At 37.6% G+C, this 23,173-nt stretch carries 17 protein-coding genes; 4 read left to right on the top strand and 13 right to left on the bottom strand.

The features are described from left to right. Window positions 1-18 precede the first annotated feature (18 nt). The gene (locus MMF97_RS09570; RefSeq protein WP_243361887.1) at window positions 19-1,065 is read left to right on the top strand and encodes a WD40/YVTN/BNR-like repeat-containing protein; all 1,047 of its coding nucleotides are present in this window, start codon (window positions 19-21) and stop codon (window positions 1,063-1,065) included. A 151-nt stretch (window positions 1,066-1,216) separates the two neighbouring features. On the opposite strand, the gene MMF97_RS09575 is transcribed toward MMF97_RS09570, so the two are convergent. The 6 genes from MMF97_RS09575 to MMF97_RS09600 all read right to left on the bottom strand — a co-directional run bounded on the left by MMF97_RS09575 (window position 1,217) and on the right by MMF97_RS09600 (window position 11,698). Next, window positions 1,217-2,230: a hypothetical protein gene (locus MMF97_RS09575; RefSeq protein WP_243361889.1), complete on the bottom strand. Its 1,014-nt coding sequence runs from the start codon at window positions 2,228-2,230 to the stop codon at window positions 1,217-1,219. A gap of 4 nt (window positions 2,231-2,234) precedes the next feature. Further along, window positions 2,235-3,659 (bottom strand): MBOAT family O-acyltransferase, encoded by a 1,425-nt coding sequence (locus MMF97_RS09580; protein ID WP_243361891.1) that lies wholly within the window; start codon window positions 3,657-3,659, stop codon window positions 2,235-2,237. Between the two features lie 4 nt (window positions 3,660-3,663). Continuing rightward, window positions 3,664-3,903 carry an acyl carrier protein gene (locus tag MMF97_RS09585; RefSeq protein WP_243361893.1) on the bottom strand — a complete coding sequence of 80 codons (240 nt, stop codon included), beginning with the start codon at window positions 3,901-3,903 and terminating at the stop codon, window positions 3,664-3,666. A gap of 1 nt (window position 3,904) precedes the next feature. Beyond that, window positions 3,905-5,623, bottom strand: coding sequence for an HAD-IIIC family phosphatase (locus MMF97_RS09590; protein WP_243361895.1), 1,719 nt, complete (start codon window positions 5,621-5,623; stop codon window positions 3,905-3,907). Between the two features lie 469 nt (window positions 5,624-6,092). Beyond that, complete coding sequence (locus tag MMF97_RS09595) at window positions 6,093-7,226, bottom strand: serine hydrolase domain-containing protein (RefSeq protein ID WP_243361897.1); 1,134 nt, start codon at window positions 7,224-7,226, stop codon at window positions 6,093-6,095. 71 nt (window positions 7,227-7,297) lie between these two features. Further along, on the bottom strand, window positions 7,298-11,698 hold the full coding sequence (locus MMF97_RS09600) for a translocation/assembly module TamB domain-containing protein (protein ID WP_243361899.1): 4,401 nt from the start codon (window positions 11,696-11,698) through the stop codon (window positions 7,298-7,300). A gap of 75 nt (window positions 11,699-11,773) precedes the next feature. Here MMF97_RS09600 and tsaD point away from each other — a divergent pair, with 75 nt between their 5' ends. Beyond that, the gene (gene tsaD / locus MMF97_RS09605; protein ID WP_243361901.1) at window positions 11,774-12,775 is read left to right on the top strand and encodes a tRNA (adenosine(37)-N6)-threonylcarbamoyltransferase complex transferase subunit TsaD; all 1,002 of its coding nucleotides are present in this window, start codon (window positions 11,774-11,776) and stop codon (window positions 12,773-12,775) included. Between the two features lie 11 nt (window positions 12,776-12,786). Then, window positions 12,787-13,005, top strand: a complete 219-nt coding sequence (locus MMF97_RS09610; RefSeq protein WP_243361903.1) for a hypothetical protein — start codon at window positions 12,787-12,789, stop codon at window positions 13,003-13,005. A gap of 83 nt (window positions 13,006-13,088) precedes the next feature. Here the strand turns inward: MMF97_RS09610 and recA are convergent, their stop codons facing one another. The 3 genes from recA to nth form a co-directional block, all read right to left on the bottom strand. After that, on the bottom strand, window positions 13,089-14,102 hold the full coding sequence (gene recA, locus MMF97_RS09615) for a recombinase RecA (protein WP_243361905.1): 1,014 nt from the start codon (window positions 14,100-14,102) through the stop codon (window positions 13,089-13,091). A gap of 217 nt (window positions 14,103-14,319) precedes the next feature. After that, window positions 14,320-14,664 (bottom strand): MmcQ/YjbR family DNA-binding protein, encoded by a 345-nt coding sequence (locus MMF97_RS09620; protein WP_243361907.1) that lies wholly within the window; start codon window positions 14,662-14,664, stop codon window positions 14,320-14,322. Then, entirely contained in the window at window positions 14,661-15,314 is a 654-nt protein-coding gene (gene nth, locus MMF97_RS09625) for an endonuclease III (protein WP_243361909.1), read from the bottom strand. Before nth ends, MMF97_RS09620 begins: the two co-directional genes overlap by 4 nt. Window positions 15,315-15,368: 54 nt before the next feature. Here nth and mtgA point away from each other — a divergent pair, with 54 nt between their 5' ends. Continuing rightward, window positions 15,369-16,094, top strand: coding sequence for a monofunctional biosynthetic peptidoglycan transglycosylase (mtgA, locus tag MMF97_RS09630; RefSeq protein WP_243361911.1), 726 nt, complete (start codon window positions 15,369-15,371; stop codon window positions 16,092-16,094). A 393-nt stretch (window positions 16,095-16,487) separates the two neighbouring features. Here the strand turns inward: mtgA and MMF97_RS09635 are convergent, their stop codons facing one another. The 4 genes from MMF97_RS09635 to MMF97_RS09650 form a co-directional block, all read right to left on the bottom strand. Further along, window positions 16,488-17,015 carry a ferritin gene (locus tag MMF97_RS09635; RefSeq protein WP_243361913.1) on the bottom strand — a complete coding sequence of 176 codons (528 nt, stop codon included), beginning with the start codon at window positions 17,013-17,015 and terminating at the stop codon, window positions 16,488-16,490. A 100-nt stretch (window positions 17,016-17,115) separates the two neighbouring features. Continuing rightward, window positions 17,116-17,487, bottom strand: coding sequence for a hypothetical protein (locus MMF97_RS09640; RefSeq protein ID WP_243361915.1), 372 nt, complete (start codon window positions 17,485-17,487; stop codon window positions 17,116-17,118). Window positions 17,488-17,653: 166 nt separating this feature from the next. Beyond that, window positions 17,654-18,790 (bottom strand): efflux RND transporter periplasmic adaptor subunit, encoded by a 1,137-nt coding sequence (locus tag MMF97_RS09645; protein ID WP_243361917.1) that lies wholly within the window; start codon window positions 18,788-18,790, stop codon window positions 17,654-17,656. Window positions 18,791-18,792: 2 nt separating this feature from the next. Continuing rightward, the gene (locus MMF97_RS09650; protein WP_243361919.1) at window positions 18,793-23,127 is read right to left on the bottom strand and encodes a CusA/CzcA family heavy metal efflux RND transporter; all 4,335 of its coding nucleotides are present in this window, start codon (window positions 23,125-23,127) and stop codon (window positions 18,793-18,795) included. Window positions 23,128-23,173 lie beyond the last annotated feature (46 nt).

The following is a 23,173-nucleotide window of genomic DNA, read 5'->3' on the forward strand; positions in this document are numbered from 1 at the left end:
TTAAAAAACATCTAACCTATGCATCTTAAATTTAAATTAACAATCGCACTCATTATTGGCCTGATAACGGCCAGAGCACAGACCTACAATCTGGCTACGCTCATAGAAACTGGTAAAAATACCAGTATAAGGGGCTTATCTGTTGTTAACGATGATATTATTTGGCTAAGTGGCAGCAACGGATATATTGGTAAAAGTACCGATGGGGGTAAAACATGGAAATGGACACAGCCTAAAGGCTATGAAAAATGTGATTTCAGGGATATTGAAGCCTTTGATCATTTAAAAGCCATTGCCATTAATGCAGGTTCACCAGCCTATATTCTTTATACCATTGATGGCGGAAACAGTTGGCGGGAAGTGTATAAAAACACGGATTCAGATATTTTCTTAGATGGCATGGCCTTTTGGGACATGCAGCATGGCATAATATTTGGCGATCCCATCAGAAACAGGATGCAGCTCCTGCGCACACGTGATGGCGGCCTAACCTGGCAAAATATCAGCGATAATTTAAAACCCGATTTAGCGATGGGCGAAGCTGGTTTTGCCGCAAGCGGATCTTCCATTGTGGTTAAAAAAGATGGTAAAGTATGGATTGCCACAGGCGGAAGCACTTCTAAGATTTACTTTTCGGCCAATTATGGCGAAAACTGGAAAGTTTATAAATGCCCGATTATTCAGGGCGAAAGCAGTACGGGCGTTTTCTCTATGTCTATGTTAGATCACCGAAAAGGTTTGGTGGTAGGTGGTAACTACCTTAAAGACAAAGAAAATACAAACAATGTACTGATTACCCGCAATGGTGGCCGATCATGGAAAAAGCCTAAAACGCAGGTTAGCGGATACCGTTCGGGCGTAGATTATTTAACTGATAAATTATGTATTGCTACAGGTACTTCAGGTACAGATATTTCTAACGATGGGGGTAAGAACTGGAATAAGATTTCTGATTTAAGCTTTAATGCTGTTCAGAAAGCTAAAAACGGCACCCTGGTGGTATTGGCAGGTAATAAGGGGCAGGTATTTAAACTGGTGTCTGTTAAGAATGATCTTAACAAATAAAATCATATTTATTAAAAAGGGTTTCTAATCGTTTTCGTCATTCCGTACTTGATACGGAATCTTTTAAATGGAAGCATTTACCTCCTAAGATCCTGAAACAAGTTCAGGATGACGACAATAGTACTTTTAGAAACCCTTTCTTTGTTGACCCTTAATTTAAGGTCTTGTAATATTCAGCTTCTTTTGCGCTTGGTTTGATCTTTTCAGCTGTTCTGCTGTAGCGTAAACGGTGGCTAAAGAAAAGGTCTGAAATATCGTCTCCGCTCGATTGTAAGAAGATAATATCAGGCTCTGTATATTTTGCCCTGTCTTCCCAAAGAGAAAGATAATCATCTATAGAATAACCCAATTTAGCTGAGTTTAGCACTTCTTTATTCGGGAATAGGGTTTGTAATAAACCTGAACCAGTTTTGGCATTATCTAAGAAAGGAAACTCGAACATTGAATCGCCTATTAAAAGAATTCTTTGTTTTTGCTTAGGGAAAGTCAGGTCATGATCCATTCTTAAGCCTTGTTTGTTGGTAACCAATTTATAAGGCAGGTTTTTACCACCATCTAAAATGGTATTCTGGCTTGGTTTAAAATCACCTAAAAGCTCTGGTCTGTTGTCGTAAGTTGCAGTGGCTTTTACATTATCGTATTTTCTGATCATCTGAGCCATTTGGTCAGCCAGGATCTTGGCGCCATTTTGGTTAAAATGTCCGTCAACAGGAGCAAAGGTAATGTCTTTTTTATTGGCGATACTCGGAACAAAATCAACAAAATCTACGCCGTTTTGTGCACATAGATTTTGAATAAAAGGTTTTCCTATTTTGTTCATAGAAACGTCTGGTTCGGCAGTGATCCAGCAGAACACAACTTTAGCACCGGTAGATTTGATGCCTTTAACTAATTTTTCGAAATCTGTTTTGTAACGTTCTTTTAACTCGGCAAGAATTTCGTTTGAAGCCTGAGAACCATCGTATAATTGCTCTCTGGGTATGTTAACGTAGTTGTTGGGATCTAAGCCTTTTTCGGTGGTAGAATCAGAAGCTTCGCCGTTAAGGTTAGAAATAGCACCTATAGAACTTACCACGCTTTCTTTGTCTTTACTTTTGGTGTAAAAGAAAAATCCAAGAGCGCCTAAGATGACTATTGCAGCGATGATTTTAACTAAATTGTTCATAAATTTAAAATTGAAAATAAAGGAATTCTGTTTGGTTATTAAGATTTTTTGATGAAAAAATAATCATGATCAATAGGGCACATACGCTCCATTTAAAAATGAAATTGGTGTTTGAAATGGCTAAAGCATAAGGCTTATGGCGTTGTATCCATTCTGCTGCTAACAGACCGGCGATCCAAAGCAACATGGTGAGGCTAATTTCTGGTTTTGCAAGCCAATCGCCCGTAAATAATTTTTGCAGCATGCCCCAGGCATGGTGCAGGCTTTCTGCCCTGAATATCAATTGGGTAAAACACCAGAAAATAAATACGATGATACCGCTTGTAACAGCATAAAATAATGGGTTAAACTTCTTGGATACTTTCTTTCTTTTCTTTTTGGTTAAGAGTTCATAGCCAATGGCTAATCCATGGAGTGCACCCCATACAATAAATGTCCAGTTGGCACCGTGCCAAAGTCCGCTAAGGGTAAAGCTTACCAGAGCAGCATAAAAAATACCGAATTTACCCCAGTTTCTGCGTTTGAAAGAAATAGGCGTAAAGAGGTAATCCTGTATCCAGCTAGAGAGAGAAATATGCCATTTGCGCCAAAACTCTGAAATGCTTTGTGAAAAGAACGGATAGTTAAAGTTTTGTAACAGTTCAAAACCCATCATACGTGCACAGCCCAGTGCTATATCAGAGTAGCCCGAAAAATCGCAGTACATCTGGAAAGTGAACATAATAATGCCTAAAGCTATGGTAATGCCATTGAGGTCATGATAATTGGCAAAGATGTAATTTACCTGCATGGCCAGACCATCAGCAATTACGATTTTTTTAAAGAAACCCCAAAGCATTTGCATAAAACCATCTTCAAGTTTGGGTAGACTGAATTTTCTGTCGTTCTCAAACTGAGGTAACAAGTGGTTGGCTCTTTCAATAGGGCCTGCTACCAATTGCGGGAAAAAGGCAATATGCGTAATAAAAGCAATGAACTTGTTAGAAGATCTGTACTTGCCTTGGTAAACATCAAAAGTGTAACCTAAAATATGAAAGGTAAAGAAACTGATGGCAAGAGGCAAGATTACTTTAATAGGGATAAAATTTAACTGCCAGCCTATTGAGTTTGCTAAATCTACAAAAGAGCTTACAAAGAAATTGAAGTATTTGAAGTAGCATAATATGCCTACATGCACAATTACACTAAGAGTCATCAGCAGGTTTCTTCGTTTCTGGCTGTTGGTTTGATCTATGCTTTTTGCCATGAAAAAGCCAAAAACAGAGCTAAGTAGCAATAACACACAAAAGCGCCAGTCCCACCAGCCGTAAAATACGTAGCTAGCCAGCAACAGCACTATATTCTGGGCCTTACGGTATTTGAACAAAGACCAGTAAAGAATGAATACAATAGGGAAGAAGATAAAAAACGAAAGAGAAGAAAAAAGCATCTTGTTAAATCTTTCCTGATATTAAGTTTACCAGATCGCCTACGTTGTTTAATGATTGTATCTCTGTAAGACTGAATTTGATGCCATATTTCTGCTCAATGGCATAAATGATCTGTACGTGATTTAAAGAATCCCATCCTTCAACATCTTTGGCAGTGGTATCTAAAGAAAGCTCAACTTTGCCTTCGTCAATTACATCTTCAAAAATCAGGTTCAGTTCATGGATAATTTGTGCTGTGTTCATTTTAAATAGTTGTTATCTGTGTTTCAAATGGTTTATAATCAGACAGGCTTAAATGCCAGTAATTGTTATGGTGTTTAAAGCCGAGGTCTTTGTAATGGTTTTCTACAATTCCGTTTTTACTGGTAGCTATGTATTCGCCTGTTATGGTTGTGCAATTGTTTTCTTTGGCGTAACTAAAGATGCTGTTTAAGGTAAACTGTTCTACGTTTCGCTTTAATACCCTACAGCTCATGATCCAGTTATGGATAAAAAGATCATTTTCTTGCCTGCTTAAAAAAACGGCAGCAATTAAGCCGTTATCGCCATATTTATCGGTCAATGATATCGCTAAAACCTGATGATAGGGGCTTGTGCCAAAGCGCTTGAGTTCTTCTTCATCAAATCTTATGGTGCGCAGGTTAAACTGGTTTGATCTTAAAGAAAGTTGCGATATGCGGGGAAGATTGAAATCATTTAAAGATTCTACCAGACCTTTCATTTCAAGACTGGCCAGGAACTCTTCTTCGTTGCTGAAATAAGCTTTTGCCTGAACTCTTTTTGCTTCTTCTTTGTATTGCGCTGTACGTTTGGCATCATTATCTGATACACCTGCTGTTTCAAAAAGGTTCAATGAATTGATATAATCCAAATAGGCGGCAGGGTCTTCTGGTAGGTCTGGAACGGTAACCAGAGGAAGGTTCTGTTTAACCATTTCTCTTTCAAAAGGATTATCATCTATAAAAACCATAGAATCGAAACCAATATTCAGGATTTCCTGGATCTTCTGGATGTTAGAAACCTTGTTATCCCAGTTGGCCATGAAAACAGAAATGTCTTCTTCTTTTATGACCATTTCCTGGTGTTTTTTAAAAGGCTCCAGTGCAATAGATTCAGTGTTTTTACTGGCTACGCAAAGAATGATGCCCCTGTTTTTAAGTTCTTTAGCCCATTTCTGTATTTTGGTAAATACTTTTCCAATGCCTAATCCGCCAATCTGTATGTTGTTCATGCCATCATCGCCAATTATACCACCCCATACAGTGTTATCCAGGTCAAGAATAAGGCATTTTTTGAAGGTGCCTAATTGTGTTTTAATGATATCTGATACCGCTTTGGCTACATAAGGCAGAAAATCAATGGAGAAATACATATCTGTCTGGATCAGCATTTTCTGATCCTTCATGAAGTTGATGCCAAAAAGCATCTGCAGGCTCAATAGATCAACAATATATAAACCGGTATGTGTGCTTGCAAATTCGCCTAAACTAAAATTTAATTTACGGCATTGGTAGATATAGGATTTCTCATACTGGCTGCCAAAGTTCCCGAAAACCTGATCGTTTACCTCTGTATAATTAAAATACAGCAGTTTTGCGTTTAAAGCCGTTTGGCTAATGTTCAGGTAGTCTTCTACCTGGTTTATTTTGTAATTGGAAAACCGATCTCTTTGATCAAGAGGTGTTTTGTAGAAATCGTCCCTGAGTTTTGTTTCTGCTTCAAATACAATAACAAAATCAGGTTTGAAAGTATGTAGGTCTGAGCTTGGGTTTTTAAACTGTAAATCTATCTGGTTATAGGGTGCTTCATAGAGTTCTATAGCTATATTCTCTTCTAAAGCATAACCTTTTATGGCTATAGCCAGAAATTGCGTAGCCGTATCGCCTAGCAGGGCTACCTTCAGTTTTGTTTTTGGATTAAATGCTCTTTTTAAGTTCTTTTTGAGATGGTTAAACGCATACATAATTAGTTTGGTTGTAGGGGAAACGGCTAAAACTTCATAAAAAGAAAAACAGGGTGCAAAATCTGTTCCATTTAGCAAAAAATGTTTTAAAGCTTAAAAACAAGTGTATTAGGTAGGTACTAAATTTGCGGGTAATTTTAACAGGGTATTTTTCGGTAAAAAAATCTACAAATTGTGGGTATTTTTCATGAGGGCAATGGCAGGTACTTTTTATTCGCAAAAAGTACCCAAAACCGAAGCTTGCTGAGCTCATTTATACCGTTAAATGAAAATAAATAACTTATAAATAAACTCTCGGCTGCGCTATTTGCTTTAAAGCAAATGATAAGGCCGCTGCATCGCTACCGCAAATAGCAGAGGCCGATTTATAACGTATATCAATGGTTTGTACTGAGGCTTAACATGACGCCGAAAACCTATAACTCACATTAAAGTTTAAGTAGTCGCTTCGATTAATGTTTTCTAAATTTTATTTCTGGATAAAATTACGATAGAGTATCTGTAAGCATTCGCCCAAAACCAATTCGCTGTGTTGATTGGCATAGCTGCTGTTACAACCATTGGTTATCGCTACAAAACCAAATTTTTCTTCAGGGTCAAAAAACATGGCACTATACAAACCATATGCAGATCCTGTATGGCCTTTCAGCGTTTTTCCTTCAATAATATTAGTAGAGGTTAATGCCAGTCCATATTTGCCATTATTGGCAATGCCTGTTTGCATGGTTTTGGCACTTTCTTTAGAGATTATTCTTTTACCATTGGCCTTGCCATAATTCATGTGCATTTGCATATATTTCGCTAGGTCTGTTGCGGTGGTTTTCATGCCTCCGGTAGGAGAAAGTATAGGCGTGCTGTAACCCAATATATATTTACTCAGTTCTTCCCGACGTGGCGCATAAGCTGCAGGTGAGGCATCAAAACTATTTTTTGAAGCGTTGTACTCATATAAAGTAGCAAAGCGGTTTGCATCTAAAGAATCAACACAGTAATTACCGTAAAAATTAAGTGGCTCAAGAATGTTTTTTCTGATGTAATTATCAAAACGCGATCCGGTTATTTTCTCGATTACTGCACCAGTCATGTTAAAATTAAGGTTACAATAATCGTAAGTGCTTCCAGGTTCATTGTTGCTATAGCATTTTGCCCAATTGGGGTTTTTATCAGGATTGATCACATCTAAATTGAAATAACCTTCACTATCATTTATGCTCGAGGTATGTGAAAGGATCATACGTAAGGTAATAACCTTATCAGGAAATTTAGGATTGCGTATGCTGAAACCGATCAGTTTTCCAAAATCATCATCTAAAGAAAGCTTTTTTGCTTCTACCAATTGCATAATAGCGGTTGCAGAGAATGATTTGGATATAGAGGCTATCCTGAAAACATCTGTTGTACCAAGATCTGTATTTTTTTCGATGTCTTTTTTACCCCATGCGTTACTGTAAATCAATTTATTGTTTTTAATTACTGCTACCAAAAGACCCACAGCCTGCATTTTCTGCATGAGCTGATTTATTTCTGCATCAATATTTTTCTGTTGCGCATAGGTGTTTAAGGTAACACATAGCAGGCATATCAATGATAAGAATTTACGCATAAGTTAGGGATAAGCTAAATGTATTTATTTGTTATTGCACTAAGCGAATACCTAAAGTTAAGTGGTTAAGACTATTTTTTCTGATTTTTTTTGGTTTTTTCTATGATTGCATCTTTATTGATACTTTGAGATGCTTTCTGGGCTTCTTTCTTTTTCTGTTCTTTACGGTATTTACCCGAAATCTTTGATAAAAACTCAGAAAACGAATCGAACTGCTGGCTATAGATCAGGCCTAAAGAAGTGATGTTACGGTTAGGGTCTATACCTGGGTTAAAGAAGATACTTTGTTGCGTAGGTGGTTTATTGGCTACTCTGGCTACCAGATTACCATCTTTTTTAATTAAGGCAAGTACTTCTAATTCATGCCCAACGCTGTTACTGAAACCTATTGAGTTATCTATAGAGCTTTTAGAATTATCAATTACACCCGCATTTACAATAACTCTATCATTAAAGAACTTAAATGAGGCACTGGCTTCATTTAGCGAACGGATATTGATATCAACAAAGTTTAAATTTAGGGATGAAAGTAGGCTGTTGAACTGGCTAAACAGAAGCTCAGTTGCTGTACTTGTACCCACAGAACCTAATTGCTGGGTAAGATTTTCTTTGCCTGTGCCCGGTGCAAATCTACGTTGTATAATTAAACTAAGGGCTTGCGTGTTAAGGTTATTGCCATCATTAAAATAAGCCTGTAACTCGTCTTTAATAGCCGGGTTGGCCGGAAATGAAATATCCAGTTTAATATCAGGTTGCAAAAGCAAACCACTTAGACCCATTTCTACCTCGGTTTTAACACTCTGGTTCTCGTTACTGCTACCATCGCGGTTAGCAGCTCTGTACAGATCAGATAAATTAGCAGATAAAGCGTATACTGCTTTCAGGTTGATCTGGGCTGCGGTAGGATTACCTGTCCATCTGATGGTTCCACCTTGTCTGATATCAAATCTTTTATTGATGACCTCCTGAGCCGTAAAGTCGAAGTTACCACTCTCTATCACATAATCGCCTTTCATCTCAAAGTCGCCCACACTATTGATGTTGAGCTCTAATTCGGCATTTCCCTTGCCTGTAAGTTTACCCAGTACAGTATAAATATTGGCAATGGTATTTGGATCAACTTTAAGCTTAAAGCTCATGGTTAAACCTTCGAATGAAGATTGTTTTTTTACCACTTTGGTGGTGTCTTTGCTCACGAAAGTAATAAAGTCTTTTTCTGATACCATTTCAGAACTGTTTAATGGCAAATTAAATACCGTACCTTTTTCAGTTTTGGCATCAATCTTAATGTACATGTTATTGGTAGGACCTTTAAATGTAAATTCTCCGGTTCCGTAAGCCCTTCCATAATACAATGAGTTGTCTTTTGATGTGGTATTCAGTGCCATTAAACCATTGGCTACCAGATCAACATCTATGTAAGGATTATCTAAATTATTCAGATCTACTTTTCCGTTGGCTATGGCGCTATGATCTTCAAGATCTCTCAGTTTAAGATTGTTGATGCCTAAAATACCTTTCTCAATTTCAATTTCATCAGAAATGATATAAGTTGTTTTCAGGTAGTTAACCATTAATTGCGCTTCATCTAATTTAACGCTACCGTTGATATTTGGCTTCTCTAAATTACCGTTAACTGCTAGATTTGCCGATATTTTACCTTTAAGTTTAGATACCAAACGGCTTACAAAAGGTTCTAAAATGGCCAGTTCGCTATCGTTAAGGCGGGCATTAACATCTATGGTTTTATGAAACAGGTCAACAAAACCTTCTGCATTAACGGTTTCTCTGTTGGCAGTTCTTACTTTGGTAAAAACTTTTACCATTTTGTTTTCGCTGTTAAAACTCGATGTATCAGTTAAGGTTCCGATATAGGTATTGTTAAATCCGAGCGAATCTATGGTAAGACTATCGTTTATTTTGGGTTGTTTGAGAATAGAATAGAGCTTGGTTTTACCGTTTACGTTTCCGTTTAATTTTAAACCGAGAGTTTTAACAAAAGGATTGAGATTGTTGAGCTTAAAATCCTTAAATTCTAAAGAAAAGAGATCGGCCGCATTATCTGATATAATACCGTTTGCAGTGATTTCCTGATCTTTATTGGCTAAAGAGAAGTTGCTGATAGAAGTTTTTCCGTTACTGAAACTGATCTGCACTTTATCTTCAATGTTCCATTCTTCATGGTTAATGAGCAGGTTTGAAGGCAGGATGCTGATTTTTGCATTTTCATCGGCAAATTCAACCAATCCGTTTAAGTCTAACTGGTTGGCATCTTCGGCATTGGAGAGTTTAATGTTAAATGCGAGACTGTCATTTCGCAAGATATTCGAAATGTTAATGTTCTTTATATTAAGGCTATCGTTAATGTCAATACGGTCTGAAGTAATGATTGTGGTCAGTTGTTTTTCAGACGTGTTCTCATCAATGATGATATTATTGGCCGTAATGCCCTTAAATTTAAGCCTTTTAATGATACCGCCCAAAGTGGCTTTATTGTTCCTTGAGTCAAAAGAACCAATCAATAAAGATTGATTGTCTATTTCCAGTCCCGGCGAGATCAGTTCTGCAATAGGTTCAAAATTCTTTATCCGCAGGGAGAAATCAAATATCTGGGTTTTATACTCTATGATATTTGTGGTTAATGAAGGGATGTACTTTTTGGCTGTAGATTTAAAGTAAGATACAATGGTATTGAGATCATACTGGCCTTTTATTCCTGCTTCAAGGATATCAGATTTTACGGTAAGGCTTCTGTCTATGCCTATACCTGTGGCTTTAAGCTGAACTGAATCTATGTTATAAATGCCACGTACATTATCTAATCTTACTTTTTCTAGGGTAAGATCGCCCTGTATGTTATCAAGGTTGTTTCCTGAGAAATTGCTTTTTAAGGTTGCATCTATTTTTAAAGAATCCTGAAATAGGTTTAGCGTTTTAAGCTTGGCATTTTTAATATCGGCAGTGAAATTAAATACGGGCAGGGCAGGGTTCAGGTTAACACCACCGTTAAATACCAGCTGAACGTTCTTATCATTTATCTTAAGGTTTCCGTTAAAAAATTTCTTCTCAAAAGTTCCGTTAATGTTAATGTTTCGGTAACGGTAATTGTTAAAATCCAGATAAGCAATCTTACCATTGAGGTCTTCTGTAAGTTCTTTAACTTCAATTCCCTTTCCTTTTATATACAGCTCAGAAGTGATGCGGCCTAAAAGCTTCTCGTCTATAAGATTGCCTACATTAAAATCATAGGTTTTCACATTTCCATTGTAAGAAGGGATTCCTTTCTTGTCAATTTTCATGTTAACATCAGACTTTAAGCGACCTAGTTTGGTTTTGAATTCGCCATAGGCTATAAAGTCATTCTGAAAACCCGTGAAGTAGCCATTAAAATTGATATTGCCAAATTTGTTGATGATTTCAGGCACCATTTTTACTTTTTTGCCTGTAATGTCTGTAAGAATATCGTCCAGATCTTTTTTGTTGGTACCTGCCATTTCTATTTTCAGGTCCATAAAAGTCTGTTCCCAATCGGGTAAGCCTTTAAGTGAAAAATCTCCTTTGATATAAGTGGCTTTTCCGGCATTAACAGCAAATTTTTTAGCCTTAAGATCATTTACATAACCTGTAACCTGTCCGCTGGCATCAATATCCAAGTTCATTTTGGACAATTCAGGTGCAAAGTAGGCGATATCTGATGAAGCAATGTGACTATCTTCAAAGTTTGCTTTCATCCTAACTTTGCTGGTATAATCCCTAAAATCGCGGTAGCTTTTGAACTTCATCTGGTAGTAGTTCTTAAGCCTGCTTTTATTGGTTATCAGAAGCAGATCTTGCAGTTCAATGGCATTGCTGTCAACTGTGGTAAAGGCTGTTAAGTTTTTAAGGTAGAAACCGCTTTTTTCCCTGAAATTAAGGTTCTTTATCCTGGCCTGGATAATATGGTTGTCTGTGTTCAGGTCTTCAAAGATGCCGTTCAGATTTTTTACATCAATATCTTCAAAATTGATCTGGTTGTGTTTTATTTCGTTGTACTTAAGATTCTTGTACTTGAAATTGGTGTTATTGAGAATAATCTTATTGAAAATGATATCGAATTTCTTACCCTTTTTTTCTTTAGGTGCGGGAGATTCAAAGTAATCGATAATGAAATCTAAATTAGAGCCACCATCTTTATAATCTTTTAAAAAAAAGGTTCCCTTATCTACTTGTATGTCTCTTATGTTTAGAATTCTGTCACTAAGCGAAAACCTGTTGATATCTACGGTAAACTTCTGAAAATTAGCCAGGGTGTCTTTTTGCAGATCGAGTACCAAGAAATTTTCTAATACAATAGATTTAAAAGGTTTAACATATAGGCCGGTTAAGCTTACCGTAGTTTTAAGTTCTTTAGATAGGTAACTGGCTGTTTTTTTGGCTACATAAGTTTGTACAGGCTTAAACCTTAACGCAAAAATGGTTAAGATTAACAGCAAAATGACTGATACTATTACCCAAAGAAGTATTTTTAATAGTTTTTTGATAATTTTGTAAACTTAAAATTTTTAACTGTGCCTATAATATTAGCCATTGAGTCATCTTGTGATGAAACATCGGTAGCTGTTTGTAACAACGGCAAAATTACTGCCAATGTTATTGCAAACCAAACAATTCATGAAAATTATGGAGGTGTAATACCAGAATTGGCTTCGAGGGTTCATCAACAGAATATTGTTCCTGCCGTTCAACAGGCCTTAGCTATTTCAAAAGTAGATAAAACACAGCTAGATGCCATTGCTTTTACCCGTGGTCCGGGATTGCTGGGATCGCTACTGGTGGGTGTTTCTTTTGCAAAATCTTTTGCCTTAGCGCTTGATTTACCCCTTATTTCTGTAAATCATATGCAGGCCCATATTTTGGCGCATTTTATTGATGAACCCAAACCTAAATTTCCTTTTCTGTGTTTAACGGTTTCTGGCGGGCATACGCAAATTGTGCTGGTTAAAGATTATTTTGATATGGAGATTGTGGGAGAGACTTTAGATGATGCAGCAGGTGAGGCTTTTGATAAAACAGCCAAGATCTTAAACCTTCCTTATCCGGGAGGGCCTTTGATTGATAAATATGCACGGGAGGGAAATCCACATGCTTTTAAATTTCCTGAACCTCAGATACAGGGATTAAATTATAGCTTCAGTGGTTTTAAAACTTCTATCCTTTATTTTGTGAGAGATCAAAAAGCTAAGGATGCCAATTTTGTTGAAAATAACCTTGCAGATATTTGTGCATCTGTGCAACACAGTATTGTAAATATCTTAATTAATAAGTTAAATAAAGCTGCAAAGCAGTATAATTGTAATGAAATCGCTATTGCAGGTGGGGTATCGGCAAACTCTGGTTTAAGAGCTGCTTTGCTGGGTATGCAGGAAACCTTGAACTGGAAAGTTTATATTCCTGCTTTTGAGTATTGTACCGATAACGCTGCTATGATTGCCATTGCGGGTTACCATAAATATTTAGCAGGTGAGTTTGTTGGGCAGGATGTTGCGCCAATGGCGAAAATGGAATTTTAAGTTTTAAGAAAATGGGAGCTACAAGTTTTATATTTTTTAGTTTATTGTTATTGCCTTTATTGGGCTTTTTATACTGGTTAATTAAGCAGGATAAACGCAAGAACAAAAATCTTGTTGGGATTATCTTATTGTGTCTGGCAATTTGCGGGGCAATTTATGTGATTACCAAGTTAGACAAGAATTTTGTTGAAACCAATTCGCAGCTCACACCTAAGTCATCAAATTTCTAAGATTAAAAAATAAGCTGTCTCCTACATTTGCTTGATACAAACATAGGAGATAGCCTCATCATATATTACAGACAAGAGGAATTTTATTCTTTTCCTTCCAATTGTTCTCCGGTAACTTCGGTTCTGATCTTGTTTTCAATTTCTTCTGCAAGTTCAGGGTTGTCTAAAAGCAATTGTTTTACGGCATCTCTTCCTTGTCCTAATTTAGTATCTCCATAAGAGAACCATGAACCGGCTTTTTTAATGATACCAAAATCAACACCTAAGTCGATGATTTCTCCTGTTTTAGAAATACCTTCGCCAAACATGATGTCAAACTCGGCAAGACGGAAAGGAGGGGCTACCTTATTTTTAACGATTTTTACTTTTACACGGTTACCAGAAACTTCATCACTGTCTTTAATTTGTGAAGTTCTGCGAATATCCAAACGTACAGAAGCATAAAATTTTAATGCGTTACCGCCCGTTGTGGTTTCAGGGTTACCAAACATTACACCTATTTTTTCACGTAACTGGTTAATGAAAATACAGCAACATCCTGTTTTGGCAATGGTTCCTGTTAACTTACGCAAGGCCTGGCTCATTAAGCGTGCCTGTAATCCCATACGGCTGTCGCCCATTTCACCTTCAATCTCTGCTTTAGGCACAAGAGCGGCTACAGAGTCAATTACGATTACATCTATTGCGCCTGAGCGGATTAGGTTATCAGCAATTTCCAATGCTTGCTCGCCGTTATCAGGTTGTGAAATCAAGAGGTTATCAGTATCAACACCTAATTTTTTAGCATAAAACTTATCAAAGGCATGTTCGGCATCAATTATGGCTGCAATGCCACCTTTTTTCTGTGCTTCGGCAATGATATGTGTGGCTAAGGTAGTTTTACCTGATGATTCAGGTCCATAAATTTCTATGATTCTACCTTTGGGTACACCTCCAACACCTAAGGCAATATCTAAACTGATTGAACCCGTAGAAATGGCATCCATGGTTTCAACGGCTTGATCGCCTAATTTCATGATAGAACCTTTTCCGTAAGATTTTTCTAATTTATCTAAGGTAAGCTGTAAAGCTTTTAATTTGTCTGTGTTTGGATTCATGTCTTAATACTTTGTTTTAAATATAATAATTGGTATCGGCAAATAGTAATTTTAATAAAGCTAATAATTTTAGCAAATCTATTAAATTATTTTTTTAGAATGCAAATAAAATTGGTAAAAAAAAATATTCTTATGCTTTAAAGCTAAAAAAATCTTTCTGAGAAGCATTCGAACCACTTGCAGCAAATTGATATTACATTGTTATCGCCTTTGTTTACTAATCGCTCGGCCTGATTTTGTTGGCAAGTTTTTGCGGAGCAACTTCGCAGTAGGCTGTGGTCAACGCATCAATGAACAAATCTTTGTTAACTTTTTTCAACTCTATCAATGTCCAGCCTTGTTTGCCCCATTTATTGTCAACGGGATAAATAATGGTCTTATCTGCAGATGAAAAAACGTTTTGATCTATTTCAGATAGTTTTATGCAAGCTCTTTGGTTCTTGTGATCATAAGTAGCAAAGATTTTTTTCTTCACTTTGAATGCCCTTTTTTCAAAGTGTGGCTCTTCTGTCGCTTCGGGAAACGAAAGTGCCAATTCTCTAAATGTGTCAATTGTTATCATTGTTCCTGCTTTGGTTTAACCAGTTTCTCATAATACAGGCAGAAATCCCTTATTGGACAGATGCCACATTTAGGATTACGTGCCAAACAAACATAGCGTCCATGCAAGATGAGCCAATGGTGAGCAGTTGCAATGGTATGCTCAGGTAAATTTTTTACCAAATCTTTTTCTACTGCTAAAGGAGTTTTGCCTTTGGTTAATCCCAGCCTATTGGCTACCCTGAAAACGTGGGTATCAACCGCCATTGCCGGTGCATCATATACAACAGAGGCAATTACATTGGCCGTTTTTCTGCCTACGCCCGGCATTTTCTGGAGCTGATTTATATCTGAAGGTACTTCATTGTGAAACTCATTTACCAGCATATTGGCCATACCTACCAAATGTTTAGCTTTGTTGTTAGGGTAACTTACACTTCTGATGTAATCAAAAACAATATCTGGTGTAGTTTCTGCCAGCGATTTTGGTGTTGGAAAGCGTTGAAAAAGCGCAGGGGTAACCTGATTTATACGTTTATCTGTGCACTGAGCGGATAGAATTACTGCTACAAGTAACTGGTAAGGATTGTTGTAATGCAATTCTGTTTGTGCCTGTGGTTGATGGGTAGAAAAGTAATCTACAAAGCGTTGATAACGTTCTTTTTTAAGCATAAACAAATATAAATCAAATTTTAGAGCTAACGCTTTTTATTTACCTTTACATTAATGGCTAAACAAAGAAAAAACGCTGCTGCAAATCAAAAAAAAACATCCTGGAACCGAGTTAAACGTATTTTAGGTAAAGTTCTGATCTGGTTTTTTGCGACCACTATTTTATGGGTATTGATTTATCGTTTTGTAAATCCGCCGATTACCTTTTTAATGGTAGAGCGTAATTGGGAGCGCAAGGCGGCCGGCAAAACTACCAAGATGGAGAAAACTTGGGTTAAGTTTGATGATATTTCGGATAATATGAAAAGAGCGGCAGTATCGGCCGAGGATCAGCTCTTTTTAAAACATATTGGTTTTGATGTTCAGGCGATTGAAAAAGCATTTGAAAATAATGCAAAGGGTAAGGCAAAAACCGGAGGAAGCACAATATCGCAGCAAACGGCCAAGAACGTTTTTTTATGGCCGGGCAGATCTTATGTTAGAAAGGCTTTTGAAGCTTATTTTACGTTGCTTATAGAAGTTTTGTGGAGCAAGGAACGGATTCTTGAGGTGTATTTGAATGTGATCGAAATGGGAGATGGGATTTACGGAGCAGAGGCTGCTTCACAGGCTTATTATGGTAAATCATGTAAGAATTTAAGCAGGGCTGAAGCTGCGTTGATTGCTGCCTGTTTTCCTAATCCGATTAGATGGAACCCGAATAAAGCCACAGCTTATATTAAAAAACGACAGTACTGGATCATGCGTAATATGCGCAGATTGGGCCCGTTGGATTTTTAAGACGGGAAGATGCTGGAACAGCTTATCGCGTCACTCTGAATTTATTTCAGAGTCTATCCCTGCAGGAAGATGCAGAAACAAGTTCAACATGACGGTAGTAGGAGTGGATTCGGTAGAATCGTAGTGATGAGCGTTATCCCATATTCATTAGAGAAGTTCAATATAACGTTTGGTGTTTCGGCACGATAATAGAAAAACCTATGCCAAAGGGCAATTTTTACACCTCTTGCCGCGGAGGTATTTTTCACAGCAGTCTTTTTTCTTTTTGTCTTTCTTTTCCTGCTTTGATTTCTTTTTCTTTTTATCCTTTTTAGACATATCTGATTAAAACTAAACAAAAAAAGCGCATATATTGTTCATATGCGCTTTTCATATCTAAAAATCCTGATAAAATTAACCTTCGCTGTAGGTGATTTGTCCTACATGTTTGTCTATCTGCCATCTTCCGGTGCCTTCTTCGCCAATTACATCAAATAGTTCTAATGCACGGCGGGCTTTGTATTCTTCTTCTCTCTGCTCTCTGAAGAACCAGTTCAAGAATTCTAGGGTTACAAAATCTTGTTCGCTGTAGCAGCGTGCAGCTATATTTTTAATAGACTGGGTAATGTTTATTTCCTGTTCTAAAGCTTCTTCAAATACTTCTCTGAACGAATTGTATTCTTGTTTAATATTGCTCACATCGGGAGATACGGCATTGCCGCCCATATCTAAAACGTATTTAAAGAATTTAAGCTGATGTTGTCTTTCTTCTTCGGCTTGTTTAAAGAAATAATCGGCTGAATTGTCATAACCATTACGGTCGCACCATGAAGCCATGGCTAAGTATATAGAAGAAGAGTGCGCTTCTTTTTTAATCTGCTGGTTAAGCAACATTTCTATATCAGCAGAAATAAGGCTTTGTGTACGGATGATATCTTTCATAACTATGATTGCATTTATTGTTTAAATACAACACAAAGTTAAGCGCTATGTTTTTGGTTAACGAATTTATAATCAATATGGAACGAGTCTAAGTCTATGTTTAAGCAACGATGCGGTGCAACCTATCGTAAATGATATGATTAAGTTCCAGCATGGTAAAACATCCTTGTAACAAAGCTTTAAACTCTATCAGTTGCAAAAGTGAAAGTACATAGGCGTGATCGCAGGCACAGATAAAGATGATCTCGATATCGGCACTTTTTGTACTGTTCAATAGTTTAGCTTCAATATCGATATTGTAAACAGCTTTTTTAAGTTTAATCAGGTTTTTGTAATTGAAACGGGCCAATTTACCTGCAAAATCAATATACCAACATTTTTCACTGTCTGATTGAAAAATGGCTCCATGAGTTGTAGCAAAAACTTCTTCGAATGATGCGGTAGGGAGTAAAGTATCTTTTAGCTGTTGCATAATTAATGAGCAGTGCGACAAAAATACTATTATTTAGATTTAATACAAATAAAAACAAGAATAATTTTTAACCTAAAAAAGAAGACGTTTAAAATTTAAATCCTAAGACTTTTTAATAGCGTAAAGCCTTTTAGATTCTCTTCAAACGCCTTCAATAGTGGAGAGCTTAATGTTCTTCGCTTTCGTTGTTTTTCATCTTCATTAAAACCGAATAGGCGCCTTTGGTTACAATATTCTTGCCTGCCAGGTTTTTATCAACCGTAGTATATCCCTGTTCTGTTTCGCCAACGGTTACCGGAGTAAGCTTAAATTTGTTTTTGGCTATTTCAACAAACACATAATCTTTGTTTTCAAAACTCACAATTGCGGCTTCGGGCAAGGTAGCTGTTTTCTGGTTGCGCAATTCAATCTCTGCATTCATGTACATGCCGGGTACCAGGCTCTTGTCATATTTCTCAAAATGGCAATGAATTTCGGCACTGCGGTTACCACCTACATTATGACTTACCAGAATGACCTCTGCCTCATATTTCTGATTGGGTTTTGAATTGGTATAAGCAATGGCTTTCTGTCCGATTTGCACCAGATCAAGATCACGTTCAAAAACCGTAAGATTTAAATGTATATCTGTAGGGTTAACCAGTTCAAAAATAACATCTGAAGGGGTTACATATTTGCCTATGTTTACGTTTACCTCGCTGATGTAGCCATCAATAGGCGAGTAGATATTTATTGTTCTCGAGAGGCTGTTCTCATCCAATTTATCGGCATTGATATTGATCAGTTTAAGCTTCTCTGCCAATGCTCTACGCTCAATATTTAAGTTACGGTATTCAGTTTCTGCCTGTTGCAGTATTTTATCGCTATTGGCTTTATCTACATTGAGTTCTTTTTGCCTTTGCAGTTCTTTGGCGGCATAATTCAATTTGCTTCTTACGCTCAGGTAATCTTGCTGTAACTGGATGTACTGTGGGTCTTCCATAACCGCAATGATCTGACCTTTGTTTACATGTGTGCCGGGTAGCATTTTGGTAGATTTTAGGTAGCCACCTAAGGGAATACTAACCGATACTAGATTTTGCGGTGGTACATCTATCTTACCATTCAACTTTAAATGTTTACTGATGTTTTTGTATTCTACTTGACCGATCTCTAAGTTAATATTTTTAGCTTGTACATCGGTTAGGTCAACCACATCTTCATTAACATGCTGTTCTTCTGCCATATTTGGAGCTTGTTTTTGCGTACAGGCTCCCAGTCCTAATATGCCTGCAAAAAGTCCTATATATAAAATGCTTTTCATTGTTATTTAGCTAATAAGTAGTTAAGTTCTAAAGTGCTTTTATTGAGTTGTTCAACAGCTTCTAAATAAGCCATTTTAACATTAATGGCTTCGGTGTTGAGCAAAGTCCATTCTATGTAATTGATTTCGCCATTGCACAATTGCCTGTCTAAAAGCGTACTGATCTCATTGGCGCCTTTTAAGCCTTTTTGCTCAAATTCATTTACGATCTGTAAATGTTTGAGGTATTGCTCTGTGGTGGTTTTCCAAATGGTTTTTAGGGCTTTATGGGTAAACTCTGTTTCTGTTTTACTTAGATCGAGCTGTGTTTGCGCAGATTTGATCCGTGCTTTTTGTACTCCTCCAAATAAAGGTAAACTCAGGCCTGCCTGAAAAGACTGGAACCGATCACGTTGGGTATAAGTAATGCCATCGGCTATGCTCATGTTATTGTAACCGATGTTAAACTCGGGCAGTAACTTTGATTTTTCTACTTTGATCTCTGCTTCGGCTATTTTCTCATTCTGCTCTTGTAGTTTTAATTGCGGGTGCTGACCTAAATCTGGCGTTAATTCCCCTGTTAGCTCTACTTTAAATTTATTGCTTACCGGCTGTAGCTCTTCTTCGGTATTCATCAAAAACTGAAGCTGTTGCGTTAAAGCTGTTTCATGGGTTTGCAATAAAGCTAAGCGGCTTTGGTTTTGCAATAACTGGTTTTGTGCACTTGTTTGTTCCAATTTACTTGTTTCACCACTTTTTAAGCGTTGTTGAGCCAGTTTCAGGAAGTTACTGTACATGCTGTCGGCCTGTTTAAGCAGTTTCTTCTTTTCTTGCAGAACCAGAAGGCTGTAAAATATATCGGTAACTTCCCGCTTCAATTCAGCTTCTTTAAAACCTTTGGCCAATACGGCAGATTTCCAATTTTCATTTAATTTGGCTTTCTGGTTTTGGTAAACTCCCGGCAAGCTGAAACCTTGATTAATGCTGAATTTGTTATCATTAACGGCACTATTAAATTTTCCATACTCTGCCGAAACCTGAGTGGGAGCGATAGTAGTAGCAGTATTGACCAATTGTTTAGCCTGTACTGCTTTTAAATCATATGATTTAAGCACTAAATTATTGGCAACAGCGCCATCTATGGCAGATTGATAAGTAAGAGGTTTTTGACTTTTTACCGGTAAAAATGCAAAAAGAAGCAGTGCTGTTGCAAGGGCTTTGGCTTTAGTTGTTTTACCCTTTTTGATGCCTTTTTCAAAAAACAAATAAAGTATAGGCAGTACAAAGAGGGTAAGCAGGGTAGCGATCATCAAACCGCCTATTACTACCGTGGCCAAAGGACGCTGCACATCTGCACCAGCACCATTACTGATGGCCATAGGCAAAAAGCCCAACGATGCTACAGAAGCGGTCATTAAAACCGGGCGTAAGCGGGTTTGTGTACCTTTTAAAACGATATCTTTCATATTGGTTTCTCCTGATTTCTTGATGTTGTTAAACTCGGCTACCAGTACAATGCCATTGAGCACGGCAATACCAAACAAAGCGATAAAACCTACACCTGCGCTGATACTGAAAGGCATACCTCTTAAAGCGAGCAGGAAAATACCACCAATGGCCGATAAAGGAATGGCACTATAGATCAATAATCCGTATTTGATAGAACCGAAAGCAAAGTAAAGAAGCAGGAAGATCAGTACCAATGAAACTGGAACAGCTACCATTAATCGAGATTTAGCTTCATTCAAGTTTTCAAAAGAGCCTCCGTAGGCTACAGTGTAACCCACAGGTAATTTTATCTTAGAAGATACTTTATCCTGAAGCTCGTTCACAATGCTTTCTACATCACGGCCATTTACGTTAAAACCTACTAGAATGCGGCGTTTGGTATCTTCGCGTTGGATCTGGCTCGGACTATCTACCAGTTCTACGCTGGCAACCTGGCTTAAAGGGATTTGGCTACCTGATGGTGTTGCGATCAGTAAATTCTGTACATCGCTTATGCTTTTACGCTTATCTGTTTGCAAACGTACCACCAAATCAAAACTTTTTTCGCCTTCAAATACCAAACCTGCGCTTTTACCTGCAAATGCAGTGTTTACAGCCCTGTTTATTTCGGCAATGTTAAGGCCATATTGTGCAATTACAGCCCTGTTGTATTTTACTACAATTTGTGGTGTACCGCTGATCTGTTCAACATAAATCTCATTGGCACCTTTTACATCTTTTAAGATGTTGCCGATTTTCTTGGCATAAACACTTAAGGTATCTAGGTTTTCGCCAAAGATCTTACATACTACATCTTGTCTGGCTCCGGTCATCAACTCGTTAAAACGCATCTGAACGGGAAACTGGAAACTGGTGGTAACACCGGGTATTTCGCTAGCTGCCGCCCCCATTTTTTCGGCAAGTTCATCAAATGTTTTTGCTGATATCCATTCTTTTTTAGGTTTGAGGTTGATGATCATATCGCCCATATCCATAGGTAGCGGTTCGGTAGGTACCTCGCTGCTCCCTATTTTGGCTACGATATTTTTTACTTCAGGGAAACGTGATTTTAAGATACCGGCAACCTTTTGTACATTTTCTGTGGTTGTGTTTAAATTACTGCCCGATAGTACACGTGTTTCTACTGCAAAATCTCCTTCTTCAATAGAAGGAATAAACTCTCCGCCAAGTCTGCCTAAGATCACGATTGCGATAATGAACAAGGCAAGGGCACCTGCTACGATGATTTTAGGAATGTTCAATGCTTTTTGGAGCAGGGATTTATACTGCAGCTCGATTTTATTCATCAAGCGGTCTGACAGGTTAGGTTTGGTTTTGATCTTTTTGCTTAAAAACAAGCTGCTTATCATAGGAATATAGGTAAGCGACAGGATAAAAGCACCTAAGAGTGCAAATGCCACGGTTTGTGCCATAGGCTTGAACATTTTTCCTTCAATACCTTGCAAACTGAAGATGGGCAGGTAAACGATAAGGATAATGATCTGACCAAATACGGCACTATTCATCATTTTAGAGGAAGCGCTTTTTACCTCGGTATCCATATCACTTTGCTTAAGCAGACCTAATGAAGCAAATCTTTTATTATGGCTGAGCTGGTGCATTACAGCTTCTACAATGATTACGGCGCCATCTACAATCAAGCCAAAATCCAGTGCACCTAAACTCATCAGATTACCGCTTACGCCAAAGAGGTTCATCATAATGATGGCAAAAAGCATAGACAATGGGATTACAGAAGCCACAATAAAACCAGCCCTGAGATTACCCAAAAAGATAACCAATACAAACACTACGATAAGTGCTCCTTCAAATAGATTGGTTTCTACTGTTTTAATGGCATTGTTAACCATTTTAGTACGATCAAGAAAGGGTTCAATCTCTACACCTTCGGGCAGGGTTTTCTGTATCTGTGTAATTTTGGTCTTGATGTCGTTGATCACCACATTACTGTTGGCACCTTTAAGCATCATTACGATGGCTCCGGCTACTTCACCTTGATCATTGTAAGTTAAGGCTCCGTAACGTGTGGCAAAACCAATGTTAACATCGGCTACATCTCTTATTAATAATGGAACTCCATTATCTAAGCTTTTGATCGTGATGTTCTCGATATCTTCTTTGGTACCTATCAGTCCTTCACTTCTGATATAAAGTACGGTAGATTGCTTTTCTATATAAGCACCACCGGTATTTTCGTTATTGTTTTCGAGTGCATTAAAAACATCTGCAATGCTAAGGTTGTAAGCTTGCAGCTTGTTAGAGTTTACGGCAACTTCATATTGTTTCAGTTTTCCGCCGAAACTGCTTACTTCTGCCACACCTTTTACCCCTAATAACTGTCTTCTTACGATCCAATCTTGGATGGTGCGCAGTTCGGTAAGGTCATATTTGTTTTCATATCCTTTTTTAGGCTTTACCACATATTGGTAAATCTCGCCCAAACCGGTAGATATAGGACCCATTTCGGGTTTGCCTATTCCATCTGGAATTCTGTCTTGTATGGTAACCAATCGTTCTGAAACCTGCTGCCTGGCCCAGTATATATCTACATCGTCATTAAAAACGAGTGTTACCAATGAAAGGCCAAAACGGCTGTAGCTTCTTATTTCTTTGATGCCTGCAATGTTGCTGCTCGATTGCTCTACAGGGAAGGTAACCAAACGTTCTATATCGGTAGCACCGTACGAGGGTGCTGATGTAATGATCTGCACCTGGTTATTGGTGATATCTGGAACGGCATCTATGGGTAATTTGGTGAGTTCAAAAACTCCGAATATAATAAGGGTTATCGTAAAAAGCCCAATAATGAGTTTATTCTTTATAGAAAACCCAATTATTTTATTTAGCATAAAAATAAAAGATTATCAAAATTTTAATACATAACAGTTGCGTGGC

The sequence above is a fragment of the Pedobacter montanisoli genome, assembly GCF_022809115.1.
GTDB lineage: Bacteria > Bacteroidota > Bacteroidia > Sphingobacteriales > Sphingobacteriaceae > Pedobacter > Pedobacter montanisoli.

What these genes read in the sequence shown, in the direction of transcription:
- MMF97_RS09570 (WP_243361887.1), top strand. Translation starts at nt 19, where the DNA reads ATGCATCTTAAATTTAAATTAACAATCGCACTCATTATTGGCCTGATA.
- MMF97_RS09575 (WP_243361889.1), bottom strand. Translation starts at nt 2,230, where the DNA reads ATGAACAATTTAGTTAAAATCATCGCTGCAATAGTCATCTTAGGCGCT.
- MMF97_RS09580 (WP_243361891.1), bottom strand. Translation starts at nt 3,659, where the DNA reads ATGCTTTTTTCTTCTCTTTCGTTTTTTATCTTCTTCCCTATTGTATTC.
- MMF97_RS09585 (WP_243361893.1), bottom strand. Translation starts at nt 3,903, where the DNA reads ATGAACACAGCACAAATTATCCATGAACTGAACCTGATTTTTGAAGAT.
- MMF97_RS09590 (WP_243361895.1), bottom strand. Translation starts at nt 5,623, where the DNA reads ATGTATGCGTTTAACCATCTCAAAAAGAACTTAAAAAGAGCATTTAAT.
- MMF97_RS09595 (WP_243361897.1), bottom strand. Translation starts at nt 7,226, where the DNA reads ATGCGTAAATTCTTATCATTGATATGCCTGCTATGTGTTACCTTAAAC.
- MMF97_RS09610 (WP_243361903.1), top strand. Translation starts at nt 12,787, where the DNA reads ATGGGAGCTACAAGTTTTATATTTTTTAGTTTATTGTTATTGCCTTTA.
- recA (WP_243361905.1), bottom strand. Translation starts at nt 14,102, where the DNA reads ATGAATCCAAACACAGACAAATTAAAAGCTTTACAGCTTACCTTAGAT.
- MMF97_RS09620 (WP_243361907.1), bottom strand. Translation starts at nt 14,664, where the DNA reads ATGATAACAATTGACACATTTAGAGAATTGGCACTTTCGTTTCCCGAA.
- nth (WP_243361909.1), bottom strand. Translation starts at nt 15,314, where the DNA reads ATGCTTAAAAAAGAACGTTATCAACGCTTTGTAGATTACTTTTCTACC.
- mtgA (WP_243361911.1), top strand. Translation starts at nt 15,369, where the DNA reads ATGGCTAAACAAAGAAAAAACGCTGCTGCAAATCAAAAAAAAACATCC.
- MMF97_RS09635 (WP_243361913.1), bottom strand. Translation starts at nt 17,015, where the DNA reads ATGAAAGATATCATCCGTACACAAAGCCTTATTTCTGCTGATATAGAA.
- MMF97_RS09640 (WP_243361915.1), bottom strand. Translation starts at nt 17,487, where the DNA reads ATGCAACAGCTAAAAGATACTTTACTCCCTACCGCATCATTCGAAGAA.
- MMF97_RS09645 (WP_243361917.1), bottom strand. Translation starts at nt 18,790, where the DNA reads ATGAAAAGCATTTTATATATAGGACTTTTTGCAGGCATATTAGGACTG.
- MMF97_RS09650 (WP_243361919.1), bottom strand. Translation starts at nt 23,127, where the DNA reads ATGCTAAATAAAATAATTGGGTTTTCTATAAAGAATAAACTCATTATT.